This is a genomic window from Geobacter sp. (assembly GCF_027327745.1).
Classification (GTDB): domain Bacteria; phylum Desulfobacterota; class Desulfuromonadia; order Geobacterales; family Geobacteraceae; genus Geobacter.
Window position 1 is genome coordinate 26,424 of record NZ_DAHVYG010000078.1, and the last position, 24,567, is coordinate 50,990.

At 64.3% G+C, this 24,567-nt stretch carries 21 protein-coding genes; 15 read left to right on the forward strand and 6 right to left on the reverse strand.

The window, feature by feature from the left end; genetic code table 11:
* Positions 1-9 precede the first annotated feature (9 nt).
* From M6689_RS14155 to M6689_RS14190, 8 genes are all read left to right on the forward strand, one after another.
* Entirely contained in the window at positions 10-2,208 is a 2,199-nt protein-coding gene (locus M6689_RS14155) for an ATP-dependent helicase (RefSeq protein ID WP_298273031.1), read from the forward strand.
* A 19-nt stretch (positions 2,209-2,227) separates the two neighbouring features.
* The gene (locus tag M6689_RS14160; protein WP_298273033.1) at positions 2,228-3,214 is read left to right on the forward strand and encodes an amidohydrolase family protein; all 987 of its coding nucleotides are present in this window, start codon (positions 2,228-2,230) and stop codon (positions 3,212-3,214) included.
* Between the two features lie 107 nt (positions 3,215-3,321).
* Entirely contained in the window at positions 3,322-3,609 is a 288-nt protein-coding gene (gatC, locus tag M6689_RS14165; RefSeq protein WP_298273036.1) for an Asp-tRNA(Asn)/Glu-tRNA(Gln) amidotransferase subunit GatC, read from the forward strand.
* Between the two features lie 87 nt (positions 3,610-3,696).
* Complete coding sequence (gene gatA, locus M6689_RS14170) at positions 3,697-5,154, forward strand: Asp-tRNA(Asn)/Glu-tRNA(Gln) amidotransferase subunit GatA (RefSeq protein WP_298273039.1); 1,458 nt, start codon at positions 3,697-3,699, stop codon at positions 5,152-5,154.
* A gap of 86 nt (positions 5,155-5,240) precedes the next feature.
* Entirely contained in the window at positions 5,241-6,800 is a 1,560-nt protein-coding gene (gatB, locus tag M6689_RS14175) for an Asp-tRNA(Asn)/Glu-tRNA(Gln) amidotransferase subunit GatB (RefSeq protein WP_298273042.1), read from the forward strand.
* A 3-nt stretch (positions 6,801-6,803) separates the two neighbouring features.
* Complete coding sequence (gene mtnA, locus M6689_RS14180; protein ID WP_298273045.1) at positions 6,804-7,844, forward strand: S-methyl-5-thioribose-1-phosphate isomerase; 1,041 nt, start codon at positions 6,804-6,806, stop codon at positions 7,842-7,844.
* Positions 7,841-11,038 (forward strand): bifunctional [glutamate--ammonia ligase]-adenylyl-L-tyrosine phosphorylase/[glutamate--ammonia-ligase] adenylyltransferase, encoded by a 3,198-nt coding sequence (gene glnE, locus M6689_RS14185; RefSeq protein WP_298273046.1) that lies wholly within the window; start codon positions 7,841-7,843, stop codon positions 11,036-11,038. Before mtnA ends, glnE begins: the two co-directional genes overlap by 4 nt.
* A complete protein-coding gene (locus M6689_RS14190) occupies positions 11,028-11,696 on the forward strand; it encodes an endonuclease III domain-containing protein (RefSeq protein WP_298273047.1) in 669 nt (222 codons plus the stop codon). Before glnE ends, M6689_RS14190 begins: the two co-directional genes overlap by 11 nt.
* On the opposite strand, the gene M6689_RS14195 is transcribed toward M6689_RS14190, so the two are convergent.
* From M6689_RS14195 to rsmB, 4 genes are read right to left on the reverse strand one after another with little or no spacing between them, the layout of a single operon-like run.
* Positions 11,675-12,646, reverse strand: coding sequence for a diguanylate cyclase (locus M6689_RS14195; RefSeq protein ID WP_298273049.1), 972 nt, complete (start codon positions 12,644-12,646; stop codon positions 11,675-11,677). The two genes, M6689_RS14190 and M6689_RS14195, sit on opposite strands and share 22 nt — an antisense overlap.
* A gap of 6 nt (positions 12,647-12,652) precedes the next feature.
* Positions 12,653-13,261 carry a CoA pyrophosphatase gene (locus tag M6689_RS14200; RefSeq protein WP_298273051.1) on the reverse strand — a complete coding sequence of 203 codons (609 nt, stop codon included), beginning with the start codon at positions 13,259-13,261 and terminating at the stop codon, positions 12,653-12,655.
* Between the two features lie 41 nt (positions 13,262-13,302).
* Positions 13,303-13,968 carry a ribulose-phosphate 3-epimerase gene (rpe, locus tag M6689_RS14205; RefSeq protein WP_298273053.1) on the reverse strand — a complete coding sequence of 222 codons (666 nt, stop codon included), beginning with the start codon at positions 13,966-13,968 and terminating at the stop codon, positions 13,303-13,305.
* A gap of 14 nt (positions 13,969-13,982) precedes the next feature.
* On the reverse strand, positions 13,983-15,329 hold the full coding sequence (gene rsmB, locus M6689_RS14210) for a 16S rRNA (cytosine(967)-C(5))-methyltransferase RsmB (protein ID WP_298273055.1): 1,347 nt from the start codon (positions 15,327-15,329) through the stop codon (positions 13,983-13,985).
* A 315-nt stretch (positions 15,330-15,644) separates the two neighbouring features.
* Here rsmB and bamD point away from each other — a divergent pair, with 315 nt between their 5' ends.
* From bamD to M6689_RS14245, 7 genes are all read left to right on the forward strand, one after another.
* Positions 15,645-16,097 (forward strand): outer membrane protein assembly factor BamD, encoded by a 453-nt coding sequence (gene bamD / locus M6689_RS14215; protein ID WP_298273057.1) that lies wholly within the window; start codon positions 15,645-15,647, stop codon positions 16,095-16,097.
* Between the two features lie 196 nt (positions 16,098-16,293).
* A complete protein-coding gene (gene cls / locus M6689_RS14220; protein WP_298273059.1) occupies positions 16,294-17,727 on the forward strand; it encodes a cardiolipin synthase in 1,434 nt (477 codons plus the stop codon).
* 21 nt (positions 17,728-17,748) lie between these two features.
* The gene (locus M6689_RS14225) at positions 17,749-19,038 is read left to right on the forward strand and encodes a hypothetical protein (RefSeq protein WP_298273061.1); all 1,290 of its coding nucleotides are present in this window, start codon (positions 17,749-17,751) and stop codon (positions 19,036-19,038) included.
* Between the two features lie 156 nt (positions 19,039-19,194).
* The gene (locus M6689_RS14230; protein ID WP_298273064.1) at positions 19,195-20,133 is read left to right on the forward strand and encodes a transposase; all 939 of its coding nucleotides are present in this window, start codon (positions 19,195-19,197) and stop codon (positions 20,131-20,133) included.
* 54 nt (positions 20,134-20,187) lie between these two features.
* Positions 20,188-20,871: an OmpW family outer membrane protein gene (locus tag M6689_RS14235; RefSeq protein ID WP_298273066.1), complete on the forward strand. Its 684-nt coding sequence runs from the start codon at positions 20,188-20,190 to the stop codon at positions 20,869-20,871.
* Positions 20,872-20,949: 78 nt separating this feature from the next.
* Positions 20,950-21,258 (forward strand): RHS repeat domain-containing protein, encoded by a 309-nt coding sequence (locus M6689_RS14240; protein ID WP_298273067.1) that lies wholly within the window; start codon positions 20,950-20,952, stop codon positions 21,256-21,258.
* A gap of 223 nt (positions 21,259-21,481) precedes the next feature.
* Positions 21,482-22,627 (forward strand): hypothetical protein, encoded by a 1,146-nt coding sequence (locus tag M6689_RS14245; RefSeq protein ID WP_298273069.1) that lies wholly within the window; start codon positions 21,482-21,484, stop codon positions 22,625-22,627.
* A 63-nt stretch (positions 22,628-22,690) separates the two neighbouring features.
* Here M6689_RS14245 and M6689_RS14250 read toward each other — a convergent pair whose 3' ends face one another.
* Positions 22,691-23,461, reverse strand: coding sequence for a sugar phosphate isomerase/epimerase family protein (locus M6689_RS14250; RefSeq protein WP_298273071.1), 771 nt, complete (start codon positions 23,459-23,461; stop codon positions 22,691-22,693).
* The gene (locus M6689_RS14255) at positions 23,454-24,509 is read right to left on the reverse strand and encodes a TrkA family potassium uptake protein (protein ID WP_298273073.1); all 1,056 of its coding nucleotides are present in this window, start codon (positions 24,507-24,509) and stop codon (positions 23,454-23,456) included. The genes M6689_RS14250 and M6689_RS14255 overlap by 8 nt, the downstream gene beginning before the upstream one ends.
* Positions 24,510-24,567: the final 58 nt, after the last annotated feature.

The following is a 24,567-nucleotide window of genomic DNA, read 5'->3' on the forward strand; positions in this document are numbered from 1 at the left end:
GTACTACCCATGGACCTTTTGAAAAACCTCAACCCCCCCCAGAGGGAGGCGGTGCTCCACGGCGAGGGGCCGCTTCTCGTTCTGGCCGGCGCCGGCTCCGGGAAGACCCGAGTCATCGTCCACCGGATCGCCCACCTGATCCTGGAGCGCGGCGTGCCGCCGTGGCAGATCCTTGCCGTCACCTTCACCAACAAGGCGGCCGGCGAGATGCGCGAGCGGGTGGAGCGGCTCGTGGGGGGAGGGGAGACCCCCCTCATCGCCACCTTCCACTCCACCTGCGCCCGGATCCTCCGCCGGGAAGGGCATCACCTGGGGTACGACCCCGCCTTCGCCATTTACGACGACAAGGATGCCGAGAAGCTCCTGAAAGAGGTGATCGCCTCCCTCGGCCTCGACGAGAAGCGCTACCCGGTCCGCTCCTTCGCCGCCGCCATCGACGACTGCAAGAACCGAGGGATCCCCCCGGAGGAGATCCCGACCGGCGACCACACAGGCCAAGTCCTCGCCCGGGTCTACGGCGCCTACCAGGAGCGGCTCAAGAAGTGCAACGCCCTCGACTTCGGCGACCTCGTCATGCAGACGGTGCGGCTCTTCGAGGAGCACCCCGAGGTGCTGCGCAAATTCCAGGAGCGCTGGCGCTGGATCCTGGTGGACGAGTACCAGGACACGAACCCGATCCAGTACCGGCTCGTGCGCCTCCTGGCCGGGGAGCGGCGCAACCTCTGCGTGGTGGGGGACGACGACCAGTCCATCTACCGCTGGCGGGGGGCCGACATCCGCAACATCCTCGACTTCGAGAAGGACTTCCCCGGCGTCGTCACCGTGAAGCTGGAGCAGAACTACCGCTCCACCCAGAACATCCTCGCCGCCGCGGGGCGGGTGGTGGCGAAGAACCGGGGGCGCAAGGCCAAGACCCTCTGGAGCGAGAATCCGCCGGGGGAGCGGATCGTCTACCGGCGCCTCGCCGACGAGCGGGAGGAGGCGCGCTTCGTCTGCCGGGAGATCGAGCGGCATGTGCGGCGCGGCGGCGACCTGCGGGACGTGGCGGTCTTCTACCGGACCAACGCCCAGTCCCGGGTCGTGGAGGACGCCATGGTGGCCGACGGGATCCCGTACCACATGGTGGGGGGGATGCGGTTCTACGAGCGGCTGGAGGTGAAGGACATCCTCGCCTACCTGCGGGTCCTGGCCAACCCGGCCGACGAGGTGTCGCTGCGGCGGATCATCAACGTCCCGGCCCGGGGGATCGGCCACGCCACCGTCGACCGGGTGGCGGAGCTTGCGGCCCGCAAAGGGTACATCCTCGCCGACGCCCTGCGGGAGGCGGCCACGGGCGGGGTTCTGGCCGCCGGTCCCCGGGGGAAGATCGCCGGCTTCGTGCAGCTCATGGAGCGCTTCGCCTCCCTGGCGGATACGGTCCCCCTGTCGGAGCTCGCCTCGCGCATCATCGAGGAGACCGGCTACGCCGCCCGGCTGAAGGAGGAGCGGACCGACGAGGCCAGCGACCGCCTCGACAACCTCCGGGAACTGGTCTCGGCCATGGAGGAGTTCGAGCGGACGAGCGAGGAGAAGGGGCTCGCCGCGTTTCTGGAACAGGTCTCCCTGGTCTCGGACCTGGAGCGCAACGACGGCCGGCGCGAATCGGCCACCCTCATGACGCTCCACGCCGCCAAGGGGCTGGAATTTCCCCTGGTCTTCATGATCGGGATGGAGGAGCGGCTCTTTCCCCACGTCCGCTCCCTGGACGACCCGGAAGGGATGGAGGAGGAGCGCCGCCTCTGCTACGTCGGGATGACCCGGGCCAAGGAGCGGCTCTTCCTCACCAACGCCCGGCGGCGCCGGATCTTCGGCCAGGACCAGGTGAACATGCCGTCGCGCTTCATCGCCGACATCCCCCGGGACCTCCTGGACCTGGAGGAGGGGTCGGGCTTCGCCCAACCGGTGAGGGGTGAGGAACCGTCGCGCCACAACCTGGCCTCGATATTCGAGGAGGAGATGGAGCCCGACTTCGGCGACGTGGAGGTGGTCCCCGACGAGCCGGAAGGTGGCGGCATCTGGCTCGGGATGAAGGTGCGCCACGGCAAGTTCGGCGTCGGCACCATCCGCAAGATCGAGGGGAAGGGGGACGAACAGAAGGTGATCGTCTGGTTCGGCTCCGTGGGGCCGAAGAAGCTCCTGGTCCGCTTTGCCGGGCTGGAACGGGTCTGATGGCGTTGCGGCACCGACCATGACCGTCATCGACATCCACTGCCACGCTGCCGGCATCGGCGCCGGCGGCAGCGGCTGTTTCATATCGCCGCGGCTGCGCCGGAGCTGGAAGTACCGCTTCTACCTCAACTCCTTCGGCGTGACCGATGCGGAGCTGGAGCGGGAGGGGGATGCCCTGGTGCTGCGGCGCCTTTCCGAACGGCTGGCCGCCTCGTCCCGGGTCCAGGCCGCCGTGGTGCTCGCCCTGGACGGCGTGGTGGACGGCCGCGGAGAACTGGACCGGGAGCGGACCGAGCTCCACATCCCCAATGAATTCCTGGCCGAAGGATGCCGGCAGTATCCGAATCTCTTCCTCGGCGCCAGTGTCAACCCCCTTCGTCCCGACGCCCTGGAGCGGCTCGACGCCGCTGCCGCGGCCGGGGCGGTGCTGGTGAAGTGGCTACCATCCATCCAGGGGATAGATCCGGCGGAGCGGCGGCTGATCCCGTTTTACCGGCGCCTGGTCGCGTTGAATCTGCCGCTTCTCACCCACACCGGCCTGGAGGAGTCCTTCACCCGGGCCGACAATGCCCTGGCAGACCCGGCGCGGCTCCGCCTCCCCCTGGAGAAGGGGGTGACGGTCATTGCCGCCCACTGCGCCTCCAGCGGGCGAAGCCACGGGGAGGCGAACCTGGGCCGCATCCTCCCCCTCTTCGCCCGATTTCCGAACCTCTACGCCGACATCTCGACCCTCACCCAGCTAAACCGCCCGGGGCACCTGCAGCGGGTCCTGGGACACGGGGAGATCCACGACCGGCTCCTCTACGGCACCGACATGCCCCTACCGGCCACGGGGCTCACCTCCCCCTGGTTCCACCTCTTGCGGCTCGGACCGGCCGAGGCCCGGCGGCTGGCCGCCATCCGCAACCCCTGGGACCAGGACGTGGCCCTGAAGCTGGCCCTGGGGATGCCGCAGGAGGTTCTCTCCCGGGCCGCCGGCGTGCTCAAGATCGATCAACGTCGCTGAAACCAGCAGCCGACCTTTCGTCATCCCCCCCCGCCTTGTCATTTCCCTCCATCCGTGCTACAAAATACCGTTCATTTTCATCTGTTGCACCCAACGGAGACTGCCCCATGAAGATAACCAAAGCCGAAGTCGATGCCGTTGCCCTCCTGGCCCGCCTTGAGTTGACCCCGGAGGAGACGGAGACCTTCACCGGCCAGATGGACGCCATCCTCGCCTACGTGGAGAAACTGAACGAACTGGATACGAGCGGCATCGTCCCCACCTCCCACGCGGTGCCGGTGGAAAACGCCTTCCGCGACGACGAGGTCCGCCCCTCCATCGGGGTGGAGAACGCTCTCGCCAACGCCCCCGACCGGGTGGAGGGGTTCTTCCGGGTACCGAAGGTGATCGAATAAAATATCCGTAGGGGCGATCCTTGTGATCGCCCGAATGAGGGCAAACACAAGGTTTGCCCCTACATGCCCCCCCAGACGGAGATTCTGATGGAACTTCATGATCTGACCATCCACGAACTGCACGACCGGCTGAAACGGAAGGAGGTCTCCTCCGTGGAGGCGACGAGGGCGCTGCTCGCCCGGATCGAGGCGGTGGACCCCAAGGTGAACGCCTACATCACGGTCACCCCCGAGGAAGCCTTGGCGGCGGCGCAAGACGCGGACCGGCGGATCGCGGCCGGCGACATCGCCCCGCTGACCGGCATCCCCATCGGCCTCAAGGACATCTTCGTCACCAAGGGGATCCGCACCACCTGCGCCTCGCGGATCCTCGGAAACTTCGTCCCCCCCTACGACGGGACGGCGGTGGCGCGGCTGAAGGAGGCCGGGGCGGTGATCGTCGGGAAGCTGAACCAGGACGAGTTCGCCATGGGCTCCTCCGGCGAGTCCAGCGCCTTCGGCCCTACCCGCAACCCCTGGAACCTGGAATGCATCCCGGGCGGCTCCTCCAGCGGCTCGGCGGCGGCCATCGCGGCCCGTACCGCCACGGCGACGCTTGGGACCGACACCGGCGGCTCCATCCGCCAGCCCGCCTCCCACTGCGGCTGCGTGGGACTTCGCCCCACCTACGGCCGGGTCTCCCGCTACGGGGTCATCGCCTACGCCTCGTCCCTGGACCAGGTGGGCCCCCTGACCCGGGACGTGACCGACTGCGCCCTGATGCTCCAGGCTGTGGCCGGCCACGACCCCCTGGACTCCACCAGCGTCGACCTCCCGGTCCCCGACTACACGAAGGCCCTCACCGGCGACGTGAAGGGGCTCAGGCTCGGGCTCCCGAAGGAGTACTACATCGCGGGGCTCGACCCGGACGTGAAAATGGCCCTGGACGAGGCGATCGAGACCTACCGGGGGCTCGGCGTCGAATTCATCGACATCTCGCTTCCCCACACCGACTACGCCGTGGCGACCTACTACCTCGTCGCCACCGCCGAGGCGAGCTCGAACCTCGCCCGCTACGAGGGGGTCCGCTTCGGCCACCGGGCGGAAGGGGCGGCGAGCCTCATCGACATGTTCCGCAAGACCCGGGCCGAGGGGTTCGGGGCCGAGGTGAAGCGGCGGATCATGCTCGGCACCTACGCCCTCTCCTCCGGCTACTACGACGCCTACTACCTCAAGGCCCAGAAGGTCCGCACCCTCATCATGCAGGACTTCCTGAAGGCCTTCGAAACCGTCGACGCCATCCTCACCCCGGTGGCCCCGACCCCGGCCTTCCGAATCGGCGAGAAGACGCGCGATCCGCTCCAGATGTACCTCTCCGACATCTTCACCATCCCGGTGAACCTGGCCGGCACCTGCGCCGTCTCCGTCCCCGCCGGCATGAGCGGTAATGGCCTCCCCATCGGTCTGCAGCTCATCGGCCGCCCCTTCGGGGAGGAGACGATCCTGCGCGCCGCCCACGCCTTCGAGCAGGCGACGGCGTGGCACCAGCGCAAGGCACAGATTTAGATGTCCGTAGGGGCGAATCTTGTATTCGCCCGCGATGAATCGGGCGATCACAAGGATCGCCCCTACGTTACCATCCGGAGAAACCCATGAGATTCCAACCCGTAATCGGTCTCGAAGTCCACGTCCAGCTGAAGACCGACACCAAGATCTTCTGCGGCTGCTCGACGAAGTTCGGCGCCGCTCCCAACTCCCAGACCTGCCCCGTCTGCCTCGGGATGCCGGGGGCGCTGCCGGTCCTCAACAAGAAGGTGGTGGAGTTCGCCATCCGTGCGGGGCTTGCCACCAACTGCCGGATCGCGCCACGAAGCGTCTTCGCCCGGAAGAACTACTTCTACCCCGACCTCCCCAAGGGGTACCAGATCAGCCAGTTCGAGCTCCCCATCTGCCAGAACGGCCACCTCGACATCGAGGTCACTGATCTGAATTCGATTTCGAGCGGCTGCCAAGGCGGCAAGGAAGAAGCGACGCGGGCGTACTCAGATGTACGTCGAGGAGCTGATGACGAAGTCAACGCCGGCAGACGTTTGAAGGCGAATTCGGTGAAGCGGATCGGCATCACCCGCATCCACATGGAGGAGGACGCCGGCAAGCTCGTCCACAGCGACATCCCCGGCCTGGGGAGCGGCTCCGGGGTGGATCTCAACCGGGCCTGCACGCCCCTTCTGGAGATCGTCTCGGAGCCCGACATCCGCAGCGCCGACGAGGCGGTGGCCTACCTCAGGAAGCTCCACCAGATCGTGGTCTACCTGGGGATCTGCGACGGGAACATGGAGGAGGGGAGCTTTCGCTGCGACGCCAACGTTTCGGTGATGCCGGTGGGCTCCACCACTTTCGGCACCCGCACCGAGACCAAGAACGTCAACTCCTTCCGCTTCGTGAAGCAGGCGATCGAGTACGAGATCGAGCGCCAGATCGAGCTGATCGGGGAGGGGGGGAAGGTGGTCCAGGAGACCCGCCTCTTCGACCCTGGCACCGGCGAAACCCGCTCCATGCGCGGCAAGGAGGAGGCCCACGACTACCGCTACTTCCCCGACCCCGATCTCGTGCCCCTGGTGATCTCCAACGACTGGGTCGCCGACGTGGCCCTCTCCCTTCCCGAGCTCCCCGAGGCGCGGCGAAGCCGCTATCGTTCGGAGCTGGGGCTTTCCGACTACGATGCCGAGGTCCTGACCGCCACCCGGGAGATGGCCGAATACTTCGAGGCGTGCATAGCCCTCGGCGCCCCGGCCAAGGGGGCCGCCAACTGGGTGATGGGGGAGGTGACCCGGACACTCAACGAGGCAGGGAAGGGGATCGCGGAGTGCCCGGTCACGCCGGAGCGTCTCACGGCGCTGCTCCAGCTCATCGAGAAGGGGACCATCTCGGGGAAGATCGCCAAGACCGTCTTCGACGAGATGTGGTCGAGCGACAAGGCACCGGAGGCCATCGTGGAGGAGAAGGGGCTCGTCCAGGTCTCCGACACCGGCGAGATCGAGCGGATCATCGACGAGATCATGGCGGCCAACATGGGTCAGGTGGAGGAGTTCCGCGGCGGCAAGGAGAAGGTCTTCGGCTTCTTCGTCGGCCAGGTGATGCGGGCCTCCAAGGGAAAGGCGAACCCGGCGGTGGTGAACGAGCTGCTGATGAAGAAGCTCAAGGGAGCGTGACAGATGTCCTTCCGAACCATAGAATGGCGCGATGACAAGGTAATCATGATCGACCAGACCCGGCTTCCGGGCGAGGAGGTCTACTGCGAGTACACCGGCTACCAGGGGGTGGCCGAGGCGATCCGGGGGATGATCATCCGGGGGGCGCCGGCCATCGGGGTGGCGGCGGCCATGGGGGTCGCCCTGGGAGCCCGGGAGATCGTCGCCGACTCCCACGACTCCTTCTTCCGGGAGCTGGACAACGTCTGCGACGTCATGGCCCGCACCCGCCCCACGGCGGTGAATCTCTTCTGGGCCATCGAGCGGATGCGGCGGCTGGCCGAGGCGAACCGGGAGCGCTCCCTCGACGAGATCCGCGAGCTCCTGAAAGCGGAGGCGATCCGGATCGAGGAGGAGGACCTGGCGCTCTGCAAGGCCATCGGCCGTCACGGCGCGGCGCTGATCCCCGCGGGGGCCACGGTCCTCACCCACTGCAACGCCGGCGGGCTCGCCACGGCCGGCTACGGCACGGCCCTCGGGGTGATCCGGGCGGCCCATGAAGCGGGGAAGCAGATCCAGGTCTTCGCCGACGAGACCCGCCCCTGGCTCCAGGGGGCGCGGCTCACCGCCTGGGAGCTGATGAAGGACGGCATCCCCGTGACCCTCATCTCCGACAACATGGCCGGCTTCTTCATGAAGAAGGGGGAGATCACCTGCTGCGTGGTGGGGGCCGACCGGATCGCCGCCAACGGCGACACCGCCAACAAGATCGGCACCTACAGCGTGGCGGTCCTGGCGAAGGAAAACGGCATCCCCTTCTACGTGGCGGCACCGACCTCCACCCTCGATCTCTCCCTGGAGAGCGGCGACCAGATCCCGATCGAGGAGCGCCACGGCCGGGAAGTGACCCACCTCCACGGCCTCCCCGTGGCCCCCGAGGGGATCAGGGTCCGCAACCCCGCCTTCGACGTAACCCCGGCCCGCTACATCGCCGGCATCATCACCGAGAAGGGGGTGGTGCGGGGGGACTACGTGAAGGGGCTCCGGGCGCTGGTGGCGCAATGAGCCGCAGCGACGACTTTATCCGCCGCCTGGAGGAGGCGCTGGCCGCCTCCCCCGCCACCGACAACGACCCGATGCTGGTGACGCTCCTCGAAGAGCGGGGATTCGCCTATGCCGCCCGCTCGGCGACCAACCTCCGACTCCTGCAGCAGGCGCTCCCCGATCACCTGGTGCACCAGATCGCCGGCGCCTCCCTCGCCACCCCCCTCCCCGACATGGCCCTGAACGGCATCGAACGGGTCTGCGGGTGTGTCGCGCGGGAGGAGTTCCTGGAGCTCTGCGGCCGCAGGGATCGCCTCTCCCAGCTCCTCACCATCTGCGGCTCCTCCCCGTTCCTGGTCAACATCCTCTGTCGCGACCCCTCCTACTTTCACCAGCTCTTCACCCGCAAGGGGATCGACAAGACCCGTTCCGAGGCGGAGATGCTCGCCGAGCTCCGCGCCCTGGTCCCGAAGGATGCCGACTACGCCGACATCTTCCCGACCCTGCGCCGGTTCAAGTTCCGGGAGATCCTCCGGATCGCCGGCAGGGACCTGACCGGCCTCGCCCCCCTGGAGGAGGTGACCGCCGAGCTCTCGGCCCTGGCCGCCGCCTCCCTCCAGATCGCCTGCGAGGTCTCCCGCCGCACCCTCGTCCGGGAGCACGGCCGCCCCCTCATGGAGAGCCCCGACGGCCCCCGGGAGGCGGAATTCACCATCATGGGGATGGGGAAGTTCGGTGGCCGGGAGCTCAACTTTTCCTCCGACATCGACCTGATCTACTTTTATTCCTCCGACCAGGGAGAGACGGAAGGGCTCCCCGACGGAAGCGGCGAGGCAAAGGGACGGATCTCCCTCCACGCCTTCTTCGTCAGGCTCGGCGAGATGGTCTCCAGGGCGCTCTCCCAGGTGACGGCCGACGGCTTCGTCTTCCGGGTCGATCTGGGGCTGCGCCCCGAGGGGAAGAACGGCGACATGGCCTGCTCGCTTCGCTCGGCCGCCACCTACTACGAGTACTGGGGGCAGTCGTGGGAGCGGGCCGCCATGCTCAAGGCGCGCCCCGTGGCCGGCTCCCTGGAGCTCGGGAACCAGGTTCTCGCCGCCATCGAGCCGTTCGTCTACCGCAAGTACCTCGATTACAACCTGATCGAGGACATGATGGGGATGAAGAAGAAGATCGACGCGTCGCTCGCCCGGCAGCAGGAGAGCGAGCACAACATCAAGCTCGGCCGCGGCGGCATCCGGGAGATCGAGTTCTTCATCCAGGCCCTCCAGCTGGTCTACGCCGGGAAGAACCCGGGGCTGCGGGTCCGCAACTCCCTCAAGGCCCTGGAGATCCTGCAGGATGCCCGGCTCATCTCCGACGGGGACGCGGCGGCCCTCTCCGATGCCTACCGCTTCCTGCGGACCGTGGAGCACCGGATCCAGGTGGTCCAGGAGCGCCAGACCCACTCCCTGCCGAAGAAGGACGACGAGATGCTGGCCCTGGCCCGCCGCTGCGGCTATCTCCGCCCCGACGGGCCCGCGAGGTTCCGGGAGGTGCTGGAGGGGCACCGTAACCGGGTTTCCGCCATCTACGGCGGTCTTTTCCTCTCCCGCGACGAGAAGCTGAAGGAGGAGGTCCGTCCCGAGATCTACTTCTTCTTCGACCGGCAGGCCGACCCCGACCTGATCAAGGACATGCTGGCCGAGCGGGGGTTCGCCAATGCGGATGCGGCCTACGACAACCTGCTCCTTCTGCGCGACGGCCCCCCCCGGGCCCACCTCACCGAGCGGGCGAGCCGGCTCCTGGAGAAGATCTCGCCGCTGCTCCTGCAGGAGATCTTCGCCTCCCCAGACCCGGACCTCGCCCTCACCAACCTGGAGCGCTTTCTCTGCGCCGTCGGCTCCCGCTCCTCGTTCTACGCGCTTCTGGCCGAGAACCGGGAGATCATGAAACTGCTGGTCTCCCTCTTCGCCACCTCGGAGTTCCTCTCCAAGATCTTCATCGGGCACCCGGAGCTCCTGGACACCCTCGTCTCCCGCGCCTATGCCACCTACGTCAAGGACCGGGAGGCGATGGAGGCGGAACTGGAGGGGATGCTGGAGGCGGCGGCGGACTACGAGGAGCGGCTCGACGTCCTGCGCCGCTACCGCTGCGAGGAGTTTCTCCGGATCGGGGTGAACGACATCTACGGCAAGCTCGGCCAGTCGGAGCTCACCTACCAGCTGACGGGGCTCGCCGAAGTCTGTCTCGCCGCCGCCTGCCGGATGGCGAAGAGGGAGCTCGTCCGCTTCGGCCGCCCCATGTACCGCGACGCCGACGGCGACCTCCGTCAGGCCCACTTCGCCGTGGTCGCCATGGGGAAGATGGGGGGAAACGAGCTCAACTACCACTCGGACCTGGACATCATTTACATCTACGACCACCAGGGTGAGACCGAGGGGGGGGAGAGGCAGATCTCCAACCGCGAGTACTTCGCCAAGCTCGGCCAGAAAATCATCTCCATCCTCACCACCGCGACCCGCGAGGGGTACGTCTACAAGATCGACACGCGGCTTCGCCCCTCGGGGAACGCCGGCCCCCTGGTCACCTCCCTGGAGTCGTTTCGCACCTACCACCGGGAAGAGGCCCAGATCTGGGAACGTCAGGCCCTCACCCGGGCCCGGGTCGTCTACGGCGACGAGCGGCTACGCCGGGGGATCGAGGAGGTGATCCGGGAGACGGTTTACGGCACCGGCGCCGACGAAGGGGTGCGGAGCGAGATCCACCGGCTGCGGACCCGCATGGAGGTGGAACTGGCCCGGGAGAAGGCCGGGAGCTACAACATCAAGACCGGCCGGGGGGGGATCGTGGACATCGAGTTCATGGTCCAGTACCTCCAGCTTCGCCACGGCGTGGACTACCCGGAGATCCGGAGCACCAACACCCTCCTGGCGCTGAAGGCGATGCGGCTTTGCAGCGTGCTCTGCGAGGACGACTTCGTCACCCTCCAGGAGGGGTACAAATTCCTCCGCCGCCTCGAAAACCGGCTCCGCCTCATCCACGACTACTCCATCAACGACCTGGGGGGGGACCAGAAGTACCTCGACACCCTCGCCCGGCGCCTCGGCTACGACCCGAAGCTGCGCCACCCGGGCAAGGCGCTCATGGACGAGTACGAGCAGATCACCGGCGCAGTGCGGCGGGTCTACGAGCGGATCCTGGGGGGGGGCGACGGAGGAACGGGTGGGGAGTGAGGAACGGCTCCGGGAGATCTTCCACATCCTCCTCGACCGCTACGGCCCCCGCCACTGGTGGCCGGCCGAGACCCCCTTCGAGGTCTGCGTCGGGGCGATCCTGACCCAGAACACCAACTGGGGGAACGTGGAGAAGGCGATCGCGAACCTGAAGCGGGAGGGGCTCCTCTCGCCGGAGGCGCTGCGGGACGTGCCGGTGGAGAGGCTGGCGGAAGTGATCAGGCCCGCGGGTTTTTTCAACGTGAAGAGCGCGCGCCTCAAGGATTTCGTCGGGTATCTTTTCGCCCGGTACGGCGGGAGCCTGGAGCGGATGTTCGCGGGGGAGTGGCGGGAGCTGCGGGAGGAACTGCTGGGGGTGCGGGGGATCGGGCGGGAGACGGCCGACTCGATCATTCTCTACGCGGGGGGAAAGCCGACCTTCGTGGTGGACGCCTACACGAAGCGGCTCTTCTCGGCCCTCGGCCTGGTTGGCCCGGGGGCGGATTACGAAGCGGTCCGGGCCCTCTTCATGGAGAACCTCCCGCCGGAGGTGCCCCTCTTCAACGAATACCATGCCCTCATCGTGGAGCACTGCAAGGAGCACTGCCGCAAGACGCCCCGCTGCAGCGGCTGCCGGCTACACCTGCGCTGCTTCGCTCAGTCGCTCACCAGGATCTGAGCAACCGCCGGCGCCACCTTTTCCACCACCCCCCCGGCCATGATCTCGACGCGGTTTCGGCCGTTCTGCTTGGCCCGGTAGAGCGCCTCGTCCGCCTGCCGGAAGAGCGAATCGATGTTCTCGACCCGCGGCGAGGGGTAGGTCGCCACCCCGAGGCTGATGGTGATCACCTGCCCCTGGAGAATCCCGTTGAAAGAGTGCTCCTGCACCTCGCCCCGGAGCCTCTCGGCGATGGCCTGCGCTTCGGGGAGGGGGGTCTCGGGGAGAAGGAGGACGAACTCCTCGCCGCCGTAACGGGCGGCGATATCGTAACTGCGAAGCCCCTTCATGACGATCTCCGCCAGGGTCGCCAGCACCCGGTCCCCTTCCTGGTGGCCGTAAGTGTCGTTGATCTTCTTGAAGTAGTCGATGTCGAGGATCACGAGGGAGAGGTGTCCCCCCTTGCGGGAGGCCCGCTGGAACTCCTTCTCCATCGTCTCCATCAGGTGGCGCCGGTTGTGGAGATGGGTGAGGGGGTCGGTGATGGAGAGTTTGCGCAGCAGCTCGTTGGTCCGCTTGAGCTCGTCCTGCAGTGCCTTCATCTTGAGCTGGACCCGGACCCGGGCCACGAGTTCCCCGGCATCGAACGGCTTGGTGACGTAGTCGGACGCCCCCTGTTCCAGCCCCCGGATCTTCGTCTCCCGGTCCTCCCGGCCGGTGAGCATGATCACCGGCAGATCCTGGAACTCCCCCCGGGCCCGCATCATGGAGAGAAAGCGGAAGCCGTCCATCCGGGGCATCTCCAGGTCGCATAGGACCAGGTCGACCCGGTGGTTGAGGAGCGTCTTGAACCCTTCGAGCCCGTCGCACGCCTCCAGGTAGGTGTCGAAGAGGGAGGCCGCCTTGACGGTGCGCAGGATCTCCTCCCGCAGGGTGTCGGAATCGTCGATTATGAGGACCGTTGACGCCATACGCCTTTACCGGGGGCGGAAGCTGCCCCTCCCGCCCGGAAACACCTCGTCCAGAAACTGTTTAAGAATGGCTGCCGTGAGCCCCCAGACCTCGTCGTTCCCGCAGGTGTAAAAATAGACCGGGTGGACCCGGCCCTTCCAGCTCCAGTCTTCGACCCGGAAAATCCCGGGATCGAGCAGATGGGAGAGGGGAACCGTGATGATCCGCTCGATCTCGTCCCGGTTCACCGTGAGGTGGTACCCCCCCGGGAAGACCCCGACGAAGGGGGTCACCAGGTAGCCGTACACCGAGTTGAAATCGTCCAGCTCGCCGAGGATCTCCACGTCCGCCGGCCGGATTCCCACTTCCTCCCACGTCTCCCGCAGGGCCGTTTCACGGAGGGTGCCGTCGCCGGGATGGAAGACCCCTCCCGGAAAGGAGATCTCTCCCCGATGGTGGTTCAGCCGCTGCGTCCGCTTGGTGAAGAGAACGTGGTACTCCCCCCCTTGCGCGAAGAGCGGCAGAAGGACCGCGGCCGGCACCGGCCCCGGGGGAAGCGGCACCCGCTGTCGGGCGGCCAGGAGCGCGCGTATGCGCTCTTTCAGCGCCTCAAGTTCGGTCGTGGTATCGTGCATCGCAGCATCGCGCCAGTGAAGGTACGGCCGAAAAACGATAGTTACAGTATCGGCTCTTTTGCCCGGCGCTTTAACTCTTTTATCGTCGCCCCGTAGTCGGGGCTGTTGAACACCGCGCTTCCGGCCACAAAGACGTCAGCCCCCGCATGGGAGATCCGGTCGATGTTGTCGGTCTTCACCCCGCCGTCCACCTCCAGCTCCGCCTCGCACCCGCGCCGGTCGAGCATCCCCCGCAGGGCATGGATCTTGGGAAGGCACGCCTCGATGAACGACTGCCCCCCGAAGCCGGGGTTGACCGTCATGAGCAGGACCAGGTCGAGCTCGTCGAGAATGTAGTCGAGATGTGCCAGCGGCGTCGCCGGATTGAGGGAGACCCCCGCCTTCTTCCCGAGGGACTTGATGAGCTGCACCGTCCGGTGTAGGTGAACGGTGGCCTCGGCATGGACCACGATGATGTCGGCCCCGGCCCGGGCGAAGTCGGGGATGTAGAGGTCGGGATTCTCGATCATGAGGTGGACGTCGAGGGGAAGGTCGGTCACCTTCCGGACCGCCTCCACCACCAGCGGCCCGATGGTGATGTTCGGGACGAAGTGGCCGTCCATGACGTCCACGTGGATATAGTCGGCCCCGGCGGCGGCCACGGCCCGCACCTCGTCGCCGAGGCGGGCGAAGTCGGCGGAGAGGATGGATGGGGCGATCTTCTTCATTGCAACCTCCATTTTCAGCGCTTTCTCAGACGGGCGGCGAAGAAGCCGTCCATGCCATGCCGGTGGGGCCAGCTGCGGAAAAACCCGCGGACGGTGAAGAGCTCGGCCAGCTCGGGAAAGAAAGCATTTAAGTCTTCTAACACAAAATCATCACAGCGCGAAAGAAAATCCTCCACCACCCCCTCGTTCTCTGCGAGGGTTGTGGAGCAGGTGGAGTAAAGGATCACGCCACCCGGCACGAGGCGCGGCGCCACGGCATCGAGGATGGCGCGCTGGGTCGCCACGATGCGGGCGAGATCGCCGGGCTCCTTCCACCACTTCCCCTCCGGGTTGCGGCGCAGGACGCCGAGACCGGAACAGGGGGCATCCACCAGGATCCGGTCGAAGGGGCCATGGTCGGCCAGTGCCGCGGGGCTTGAGGCATCGAGGGGGGCCGTCCGGACGATCGTCGCGCCGAGCCGGGCCACGCTCTCCCCAATCCGCCGGAGCTTTTTTTCCGAGACGTCGCCGGCGAGGATCTCCCCCCGGTTCTCCATCAGCTGGGCGAGATGGGTCGTCTTCCCTCCGGGGGCGGCACAGACGTCCAGAACACGATCGCCGGGGGAGGGGGCGAGGAAGCGGGAGGCGAGCTGGGAGGCCTCGTCCTGGACCGTGAAGAGCCCCTCGCCGAATCCGGGCAGGAGGGTGACGGCGGTTCGGGAGAGGATCCGGAGGCCGTCGGGGGAGTAAGGGGTCGGTTCGGACGCCACGCCCCCCTCCCGAAAGAGGGCGCGCAGCTCATCGCGGTTGCTGCGCAAGGTGTTGACCCGGACGGTGAGGGGAGCCGGTTCCGCCATGGCCCGGGCCAGGAGCTCGGCCTCGGCGAAACCGAGCTGGTCGAGCCACCCCTCCACGATCCAGCGGGGATGGGAGTGGCGCAGCGCCAGGTATCCGACCGGATCGCGCCCCGGATCGGGCCAGACCACGGCCTCCCGCTCCCGGTCGGCCCGGCGGAGCACCGCGTTTATCAGCCCTGCGGCCCGGGGTGCCACCTCCTTCGCCAGGTTGACGCTCTCGTTCACGGCGGCGGAGACCGGGATCCGGTCGAGGTGGAAGAGCTGGTAGAGGCCGAGGCGCAGGATGAGGAGCACCGACCGTTCGAGCTTGCCGCTCTTCGTGGCGGAAAAGGTATCCACCAGGTGGTCCAGGCTCCCCTGGCGACGGAGCACCCCGTAGACGAGCTCGGTCAGAAGCCCCCGGTCGGGGCCGCAAAGCCCCCCCCGGGCGAGCTCCCGGTCAATGAGGGGCTCGGCAAACGCGCGGTCGCGCTCGACCCGCAGGAGGATCTCATAGGCCGAGCGGCGCGGATTGGGACGGGTCACGGGGGCTCCTTCTGTCACGGCGCAGGGGAAAAAAATGGGATGCGGCCGGGTCCGGTGAGGGGGGGAATTTTTCTCATTATAGGAGCTCCCCGCCGAAACTGCAACCGTCGCCGCCGTGCCTTGACTTGCCCGTGGAGTGAGCTACCCTTGACAGAAACCGGCGCGGGCACGCCGCGCCCGAACGCGCCAGGAGGTGACACCATGGCAGAGATCAGATGGGAAACATCCCTCGATATGGCCCTTGCCAGGGCCAAGGCGGAGAAGCGGGCCGTCCTCCTCGACTTCTTCAACCCCGGCTGAATCGGCTGCAAACAGATGGATGCGGTCTCGTATCCCAACGGCAAGGTTATCGACTTCATCACCGAACGGCTGGTCCCCCTGCGGGTGGCGTTCGACGTCCAGCCCCTCTCGGCGCAGTTTCGCGTCACCTGGACCCCGACCCTCGTCACCCTCGACATGTACGGCACCGAGCACCACCGCACCGTCGGCTTCCTTCCCCCCGAGGAACTCGTCCCGTCGCTCTCCCTCGGCATCGCCAAGATCGATTTCACCGCGGGGGAGTTCAACGACGCGATCGTCAACCTCGACTTCCTCCTGAACCGCTATCCCAAGAGCGGCTCGGCGCCCGAAGCGGTCTACCTCCGAGGGGTGAGCCGCTACAAGAGTACCAAGGATGCCTCCCTGCTGAAGGAGGCCTACGAGCGCCTCTCGGCCGATTATCCCGACAGCGAGTGGGCACGCCGCGCCCAGCCGTACAGCCTTATCTAGGGGGCTGTCGGACTTGGGGAATCGTAGCGGGAGAACGACAGATCGAGGCCGGATTTTCCGGAATTTGGGGGTGACGGAAGCGTTACCCTTTTTTTTTCGCCGACCGCCGCCTGCGGGATATACCTCACCGTTGAACGGCGGCGCGTTTTGAGGTACAAGAAGAGCGCCGTCACTGCATGAAACCCGGAGACTTCCCGTGCTCGACGACCTGGCTCTCTGGAGCACCGCGGCGCTGATCGGGGCGCTTTCGCTCTTCACCGCCGGCCACGCCCTCATCATGAAGCGCGATCCCCGGTCGGCCCTCGGCTGGATCATGGTCAGCCTCGCCGTGCCGCTCGTGGGGCCCTTCTTCTACTGGTGCCTCGGGGTAAACCGGATCTCCCGCCGCGCCCGCACCTGGCTCGAAAGCGGACGCCGCCTGGCCGGAGCGGAGCATTTCCGGACGGTCCACGGACAGGATGCGGCGACGGCCCTCCCCCCCGGCATCGAGTACATGGCACAACTGCGGAGCCTCGCCGACCGCGTGACGAACGGTCCCCTCCTGGAGGGAAACCGCGTCATCCCGCTGGAGAACGGCGATACGGCCTACCCCGCGATGCTGGAGGCAATCGCCGGGGCCCGTAAGTCGGTCCACCTCTCCACCTACATCTTCGACGGCGACGGCGCCGGCCGCCGCTTCATCGCCGCCCTGGCCGACGCCGCCCGCCGCGGGGTAGACGTGCGGGTAATCGTCGACGGCCTCGGCGAAAAATACTCCCTCCCCCGGGCCCGGGTCCTGATGGAAGGGACGCGGATCCGGGCGGTCCGGTTTCTCCCCCTGCGGCAGGGGCTCTACCTGAACCTGCGCAACCACCGCAAGGTCCTGATCGTCGACGGGGAACGGGGATTCACCGGCGGGATGAATCTAGGCGACCGCCACCTGCTGGAGGGCTCCGGCCCGACGGCCGTGAAGGACATGCATTTCGAGGTGAAGGGGCCGGTGGTGGGGGAGCTGCAGCGTGTCTTCCTGGAGGACTGGCATTTTGCGACCGGTGAACTGCTCGACAGCGAGCGCTACTTCCCCCCCATCCCCCCGGCGGGGGCGGCACTTGCCCGTGCCGTCGGCGACGGACCGGACCGGGAGTTCCGCAAGCTCCAGCTGATCATCATGGGGGCCATCTCCTGCGCCCGGCGGCAGGTGCTGATCATGACCCCCTACTTCATCCCCGACCGGGCGCTCATCGCGGCCCTGGTCACCACCGCCCTGCGGGGGGTGGAGGTGACCCTCATCCTGCCGGAGAAGAACAACCTCCCCTACGTCAAGTGGGCCTCCCAGGCCTACCTCTGGGAGCTCCTCCAGCAGGGGATCCGCGTCTTCTACCAGCCCCCTCCCTTCGTCCACACCAAGCTCCTGGTGGTGGACGGCCTCTGGAGCCTGATCGGCTCCGCCAACCTCGACCCCCGGAGCCTGCGCCTCAACTTCGAACTCGACCTGGAGGTCTACGACCGGGAGCTGGCCGGCACCCTCGCCCGCCATTTCGCCGAGATCCGGAGCCGCTCCCGGGAGGTGACCCTCGACGAGATGGACGGCCGCCCCCTCCCGGTCAAGCTGCGGGACGCCGCGGCCAAGCTCTTCTCGCCGTACCTGTGAGTGATGAAAAAACAGGCTACCTTGAACGACCTTAAGACCCTCGCGGACGTTCCGACAGGCTACATGAAAGGGAAGCCCTACCGTACCCAGTATAACGCCCGCGGTGCCGTAACCAGGACTTCGCTCCCCTATTTTGAAGGAATCGAGACGCCAAGGTACAAGTCGTTCACCTACGACCCGATGGGTCGCGTGACCCAAGCGACCAGCCCCGACCCGAATACGCGGGTTTTGTCCTGCTACGATGAAGGGGTTACGGTGACCATCGACCCCAACAACCACCGCAAGCGGAAGACCAGGGACGCCTACGGCCGCCTGAAGAAGGTCGAGGAGTATACTGGAACCTATACCGCCTGTTCGACCGAGGCTGGGACGCCGTATGCAACCACCAGCTTCCAATACGATGTGCTCGGCAACCTGCGGTTTGTCACCGACGCCAAAGGGAACCAGACCGAGATGCGCTACAACACCCTCGGCCGTAAATACTACATGAAAGATCCTGACATGGGTGAATGGAGCTATGGCTACGACGCAAACGGCAACCTGACTGCCCAGACCGATGCCAGGAACCAGACCATCCGGTTCTCCTACGACCCATTGAACAGGATCACCCTCAAGGACTACCCCAGCGGCACAGACGTCGTCTTTACCTACGACGAGTCGTTTTCAACAAACCCCAAGGGCCGCCTCACCACCATGACCGACGAGTCGGGAAACACGAAGTACTTCTACGACGGTCTCGGAAGGATCACACGGTCTGTCAGGACAGTGGACGGCGTAAGCTACCCCATTTCATTCGGCTATGAGTCGGGGAGGCTGAAAACCGTTACCTATCCGGACAACGAAACCCTCACTTACAGCTACGACACGGCCGGAAATCTCTCCCAGGCGGGAGGGTATGCAACTTTCACCAATTACAACGCCCTCGGCCAACCGGGCACCCTTACCTTCGGCAACGGCGTGAGCACCATTTATCAGTACTATTCCCTCAACAACCGCCTTTACTCAATCACCACCAACAGCCCGGGCGAGGGGCTCATCAACCTCTCCTATGGCTACGACAACCAGGGAAACATCACCAGTATCACCGACCACCTCAACGCATCCTTCCCGCACAACTTCACAGGCAGAAGCTTCACCCCATATCCGGGCAAGGCCCATGCCTATGGCGTCACCGGCACCGGTTTCCAGTACGACCCCAACGGGAACATGACCAACAACGGGCAGTACAGCATCCTCTACACCTATGACAACATGCCCCGTTCAATCGGGGGGCGACAAGCTTCATCTATGACGGCAACGGCGCCAGGGTGAAGAAGATAACTCCCGCCGCCACTACGACTTACATTGATAAGCTATACGAGTGCGTTGGAGGAGCCTGCGGAAGCCAATGGGGTCAGGTCTCCATACTTCACAAATCGGATTTCTCTGATATGATTGAGGCAACTCTATCGATCAGAGGAGAAGACCATGGCACGACCCTTACGCATCGAATACCCCGGCGCGTATTACCACGTGACCTCAAGGGGGAACGAACAGAAGGATATCTTCAAAAGCCGGAAAGACCGGGAGAAATTCCTCTCCTATCTTGAATCGGCCACAGAGCGCTATGGGGCGGTAATTCACGCCTTTTGCCTGATGAGCAATCATTACCACCTGTTGCTGGAAACGCCGGCAGGCAATCTGTCACAGATCATGCGGCACATAAATGGCGCCTACACCACCTACTTCAACGTCAAGAGGAAACGGGCGGGACACCTATTCCAGGGAAGGTACAAGGCGATCCTCGTCGAGGCTGACGAATATGCAGCAGAGCTTTCCCGGTACATCCACCTGAACCCGGTCAGGGCGGGAATCGTCACACAGCCTGAGGAGTACCGATGGTCAAGCCACCGAAGCTTCATCGGGCACGGCGCAATGCCGAGCTGGCTGAAGACGGACTTCATACTCGGCTACTTTGGCAAAAGAGCATCGGAAGCCCGGAAGAAGTATCGAACATTTGTCGAAGGCCTGATCGGGAAAGAATACGAAAGTCCGCTAGGGGGCACGATAGGTTCATCACTGCTGGGGAGTCCCGGCTTCATCGAGGAGATACGGACAACACATCTTCAGGAGAAAGAAGAGGACAGAAATGTCCCGGCCTTGCGCCAGCTTGCCGTGCGGCCTTCGCCGGAAGAGATAATAGCTGCGGTCAAGGCAGTGATGGGACATAACGAAAAGCAGGCACGGCAGGCGAGTATCTATCTTTGCCACAAGTACAGCGGGGTTCGATTGCGGGAACTGGCGAAAATGTTCGAGGTGGGCGAAACGGCGATATGTGAGGCAAGCCGGAGGTTTTCCCGGAAGATCGACAAGGACGAAGAACTCAAGGATAAGGTGCATAAAGCAAAAAGCGCGCTTATTAAATGAGGAATGGAGACCTGACCCTTGTGCGCGCTTTTAATTGATTGTTCGGAGGGATAAATGAAAAAATATCTGGTTTTGATTGTGATAGGTGCAGTCTTATGCACACTGTCAGACACCGCCATGGCGGACAGCATCAAAGGCAGATTGGGCGTAACGGGACGACTCGGGTTCATGGTTCCTTCCAGCAGTGAATTTACAACGGTGACACCAGTCACCGTAATTCCCTCAGTCACTTTAGGTACGATAGATACCGGCAAAGGAAAAGCTGACCCTGCCTTTGTCGCAGGCGGCGGCTTTATCTGCGGCGTCACCGACAACCTTGCTATCGAGGTTGATGTTACCCATGCTCCCAAAATTGAATATGCATTTACGGGATTCGGGGGACAACAATCATTCGAAATCACTACTACGAACGTTTCTCTGGGCTTCCAGTACCGCTTCTTCCCCGAAAAGATGCTTGTCCCTTACCTGGGGGCCGGAGTGGATTTTATTTTTAGTGACGGCAAATACCAAGGCAGGGATAAATTGGATATTGAAACCGTTGTCGGTGAACATGTGAATGCCGGCGCTGACTTCTTTGTCACGCAAAAGATAGCCCTTAATGCCGATTTCAGAGGCATCATAGCCCCCAGGGCAGAGGTTAACAACCCGAACCAACCGCTTCCTTTCAATTTGAAGACGGGCGAATATGATCCGGTCAGCTTTGTCGCCCTCTTCGGCGTGAGGTTCTTTTTAAACTGAGGAGTGCCGCTACGGGGCAGAGCTGTAACATTGGCAAAAATGCAATACTACAAATGCATTGTCTGAGAGGGCCTGCAAATGTCAATTAAAGCTGAATTCAAGGTATTGGTGGCGCTGCTTATAACCGTAATCAGTGTGATGTTTGCATCCATGGCTGGCGCAGCGGTAGCAACCTACACCTATGACGAGTTGAACCGTTTAAAACGGGTTGACTATGACGATGGGACATACATTGATTACACTTATGACGAAATCGGGAATCGGCTAACTACTGCTACAAATGCTCAAAGTGATACTACCCCGCCGCTGGGGGCAGTAATTATTAACGGCGGAGCGGCGGCTACCAACTCACCTGCCGTAACACTGTCGCTTAAGGGTGTTGCATAAGGTAAGCTTGGTCAAGTGGAGCAAGCGAAGTCCAGTAAGATGTTGACCCATGAAAAAAGCCGGGGCAGTTGCTCCGGCTTTTTTCATGTCAGCTACTGCCGCAAGTTCACCAGCGCCTCGCGACAGTGAACCTCGATGGTTCAGGCTATTCCGTGGTTGAATTGTTATTATAAAACTACTATAATCAGCTTATCAAAATGCCTCGACGCTTTGGGAAAGCACCATGAAAAATCCTTTCTGTCCTTACACCCTGCCGCTGGACGCTCCCTTCTGCAACCGCATCACCGAGCTGAAGGAGCTGGAGGCCTTCGCCCTTTCGGGCAGCAATGTCGTCCTCTATTCCCCCCGCAGGTACGGAAAGACGTCGCTGGTCCTGCGCGTTCAGCGCAATCTTGCGGAGAAACACGGAGCAATAACCGTCTTCGCCGACTTCTACGGGGTGACTTCGATCGATGACATTGCCGCCCGGATGGCGAAAGCCGTCTTTGCCGTCACGCACAGGAACGAACCGCTCTGGAAGATTGCTCTCAGGACGATCAGGTCCTTCCGCGTCGTGATGAAGCCGGATGCGGAAAGCGGGGTCTCGTTGAGTGTTGAGCCTGCTTCCTCCGGGAAGTACGGGTTGCCCTTACTCGAAGAGACGATGGAATCCCTCGGAGAGTTCATCGACCAAAGCGAGTCGCTTGTGAATATCGTCCTCGATGAATTCCAGGAGATCGTCGAGCTGAAGGAGTCCCTTCAGGTTGAGGCGGCCATGAGGACGCGGATACAGCACCAGAAGGCATCATATTTCTTTGTCGGCAGCCGACGGCGGATACTCCTTGGCATGTTCAACGAGCGGCAGCGCCCTTTTTTCCAGAGTGCCTTCAACTATGAACTGCCTGCGCTGCCGGAGGAGGAACTGGCCGGCTTTGTCGCGGCGCTGTTTGACTCCAATGGGAAAAAGTGCCCTCGCGAGATGGCGCTGAAGCTTGTCCGGACGGTATCCTGCCATCCACAGTATGTGCAGAAGCTGGCGTACCTTGTGTTCGAGGCCGCGGAAAAGGTTGTCGACGAAACGACCATCAGGGACTGTCTGATGCGCATGCTGAAGATGGAAGAGCCGTTTTTCGAAATGATGATCCAGGGCTTATCGCTCCAGCAGAAGCTTATCCTGCGTACCGTCGCCATCGAGCCGACAACCCAGCCCATGGCGGCGAATTACATCGCCAAATACCGCCTGGGATCGGCTGGAGGCGTTAGACATTCGTTGATTCAGCTGGAAGATCTGGATTTGGTCGAAAAGGAGAAGACCAGCGAGCGATGGAGGGTGGTCGATCCGATATTTGCGTTGTATCTTCGGCTGAAGGACGTCGGGATGCTCCCGTGAGGCTTGACCCTGCCGCCGTAGCCGCTAAATTTGTGACAAAGGCCCGCCTGCGCGGGCCTTTTCTCATTTCCGGTACCGTTCGATGGCCACCAGCGCCCGGTCCAGGGCCTCGCGGCAGTGGGCCTCGATGGTCCAGGCGGCGTCCGGGGCGTAGCGCGCCATGAGGGAGAAGAAGAGCGCGAAGTCGATCGCCCCTTCCCCCAGCGGCAGGTGATCGTCCCGCCTCCCGAAGTTGTCGTGGATGTGGGTCTCGGCCACGAAGCGCCCCACCGCGGCGAACCACTCCTCCATCCCCACCTTGTGGAACAGGTTCCAGTGCCCCACGTCGAAGCAGTGCCGCAGCCGGGGGTGGTCCATCTCCTCGAAGAGCGCCCGCAGGGTCGACGGCTCCTCCTCGAAGATGTTCTCCACCGCGATGGTGGTCCCGAGCTTCTCGGTCCGCTCCAGGACCCACCCCCAGCTCTGGATGCTGTGGGCGAGCCACTTCTCCTGGTTCTCACCGTAGCGCCACTTGTCGTACCCCGGATGAAAGACGATGACGTCGGGGCGGAGGATGTCGGCCGCGGCCAGGACCTGTTCGAACCGCCGCAGGGTCGCCTCGCGGACGAGCCGCTCCACGGAGCCGGGGTTGAGATCGATGAAGGGGGCGTGGAAGGTGCAGTGGAGGCCGGCGTCGCGGAGGGTGGCGGCAACGGCCGTCACCTCCTCGGGGATGAGGCCGTCGAGGGCGTCGCCGGGGAAAAAGATCTCCGGGTTGATCCGCCGCGCGGTGATGGTCGGGAGATTCTCCGCCAGCATGGTGTAGGGGACGTGGGCATAGACGCGATTAGTCATGGTCGGGGTGCTCTTTTCTCTGCCTGGTGATGATCTCGTCGGCGCAGGAGTCGCAGGCCACCAGCTGTTCCAGCTTGGCGATGGCCGCCGGCTCGCCGAGAACGATCAGGGTGTCGGAAGACTCGATTTTGGTATGGGAGTGGGGATTGAAGACCATCTTTCCCGAGGCCTTCTTGATCCCGACGATGATGACCCCGGTCTCTTTCCGGAAGCCGGAGGTGACCAGGGTCTCTCCGACGAATGCGGAGCGTTCGGGGATGTTGATCTCCTCCATCTGGAGGTCCAGGTGTTCGCGGCCGGTGGCGATCTCGATGAAATCGACCACGTTGGGGCGGAGGATCGCCTGGGCCATGCGGCTGCCGCCGATGAGGTACGGGGAGACGACCTTGTTGGCACCGGCCCGCTTGAGCTTGATCTCCGACCCCTCCTCCCCGGAGCGGGCGAGGATGTAGAGATTGGGGTTCAGCCCCCGGGCCGTGAGGGTGATGTAGACGTTCTCGGTGTCGGAGGTGACCACGGAGATGAGCCCCTTGGCCCGCCTGATGCCGGCCCTGAGGAGGGTATCGTCCTCGGTGGCGTCACCCCGGATATGGAGGTACCCCTCCTGCTCCAGCTTGTCGATCACCTCGGGAAACTTCTCGATCACCACGAAGGGGAGGGGCTTGGCGGCGAACTCGCGGCAGATCAGGGCGCCGATCCGGCCGAACCCGCAAATGATGTAATGATCGGTGAGCGACTCGATTTTCCTTTCCACCTTCTTCCTCCCGATGATCCGCTGGAGCTGCCCCTCGAACATGATCTGGGCGAGGCTGCCGACGATGTAGCCGAGGACGCTCACGCCGAAGACGATCAGCAACATGGTGAAGATCTTCCCCGCGTGGTCGAGGTCATGCACCTCCCGGAAGCCGACCGTGCCGAGGGTGATCACCGTCATGTAGAGGGAGTCGAGGAATTCCCACCCTTCCAGGGCCATGTAGCCGGCCGTGCCGACCGTAACGAGCACAGCCAGGATGCCGATTGATATCTTGAAATGCCGTACGGGGTCCATGGCCCTCCTTCCGCGCTTCAAGATACTATCGACCGCCCCAAATGGCAAGCGTTCAGCT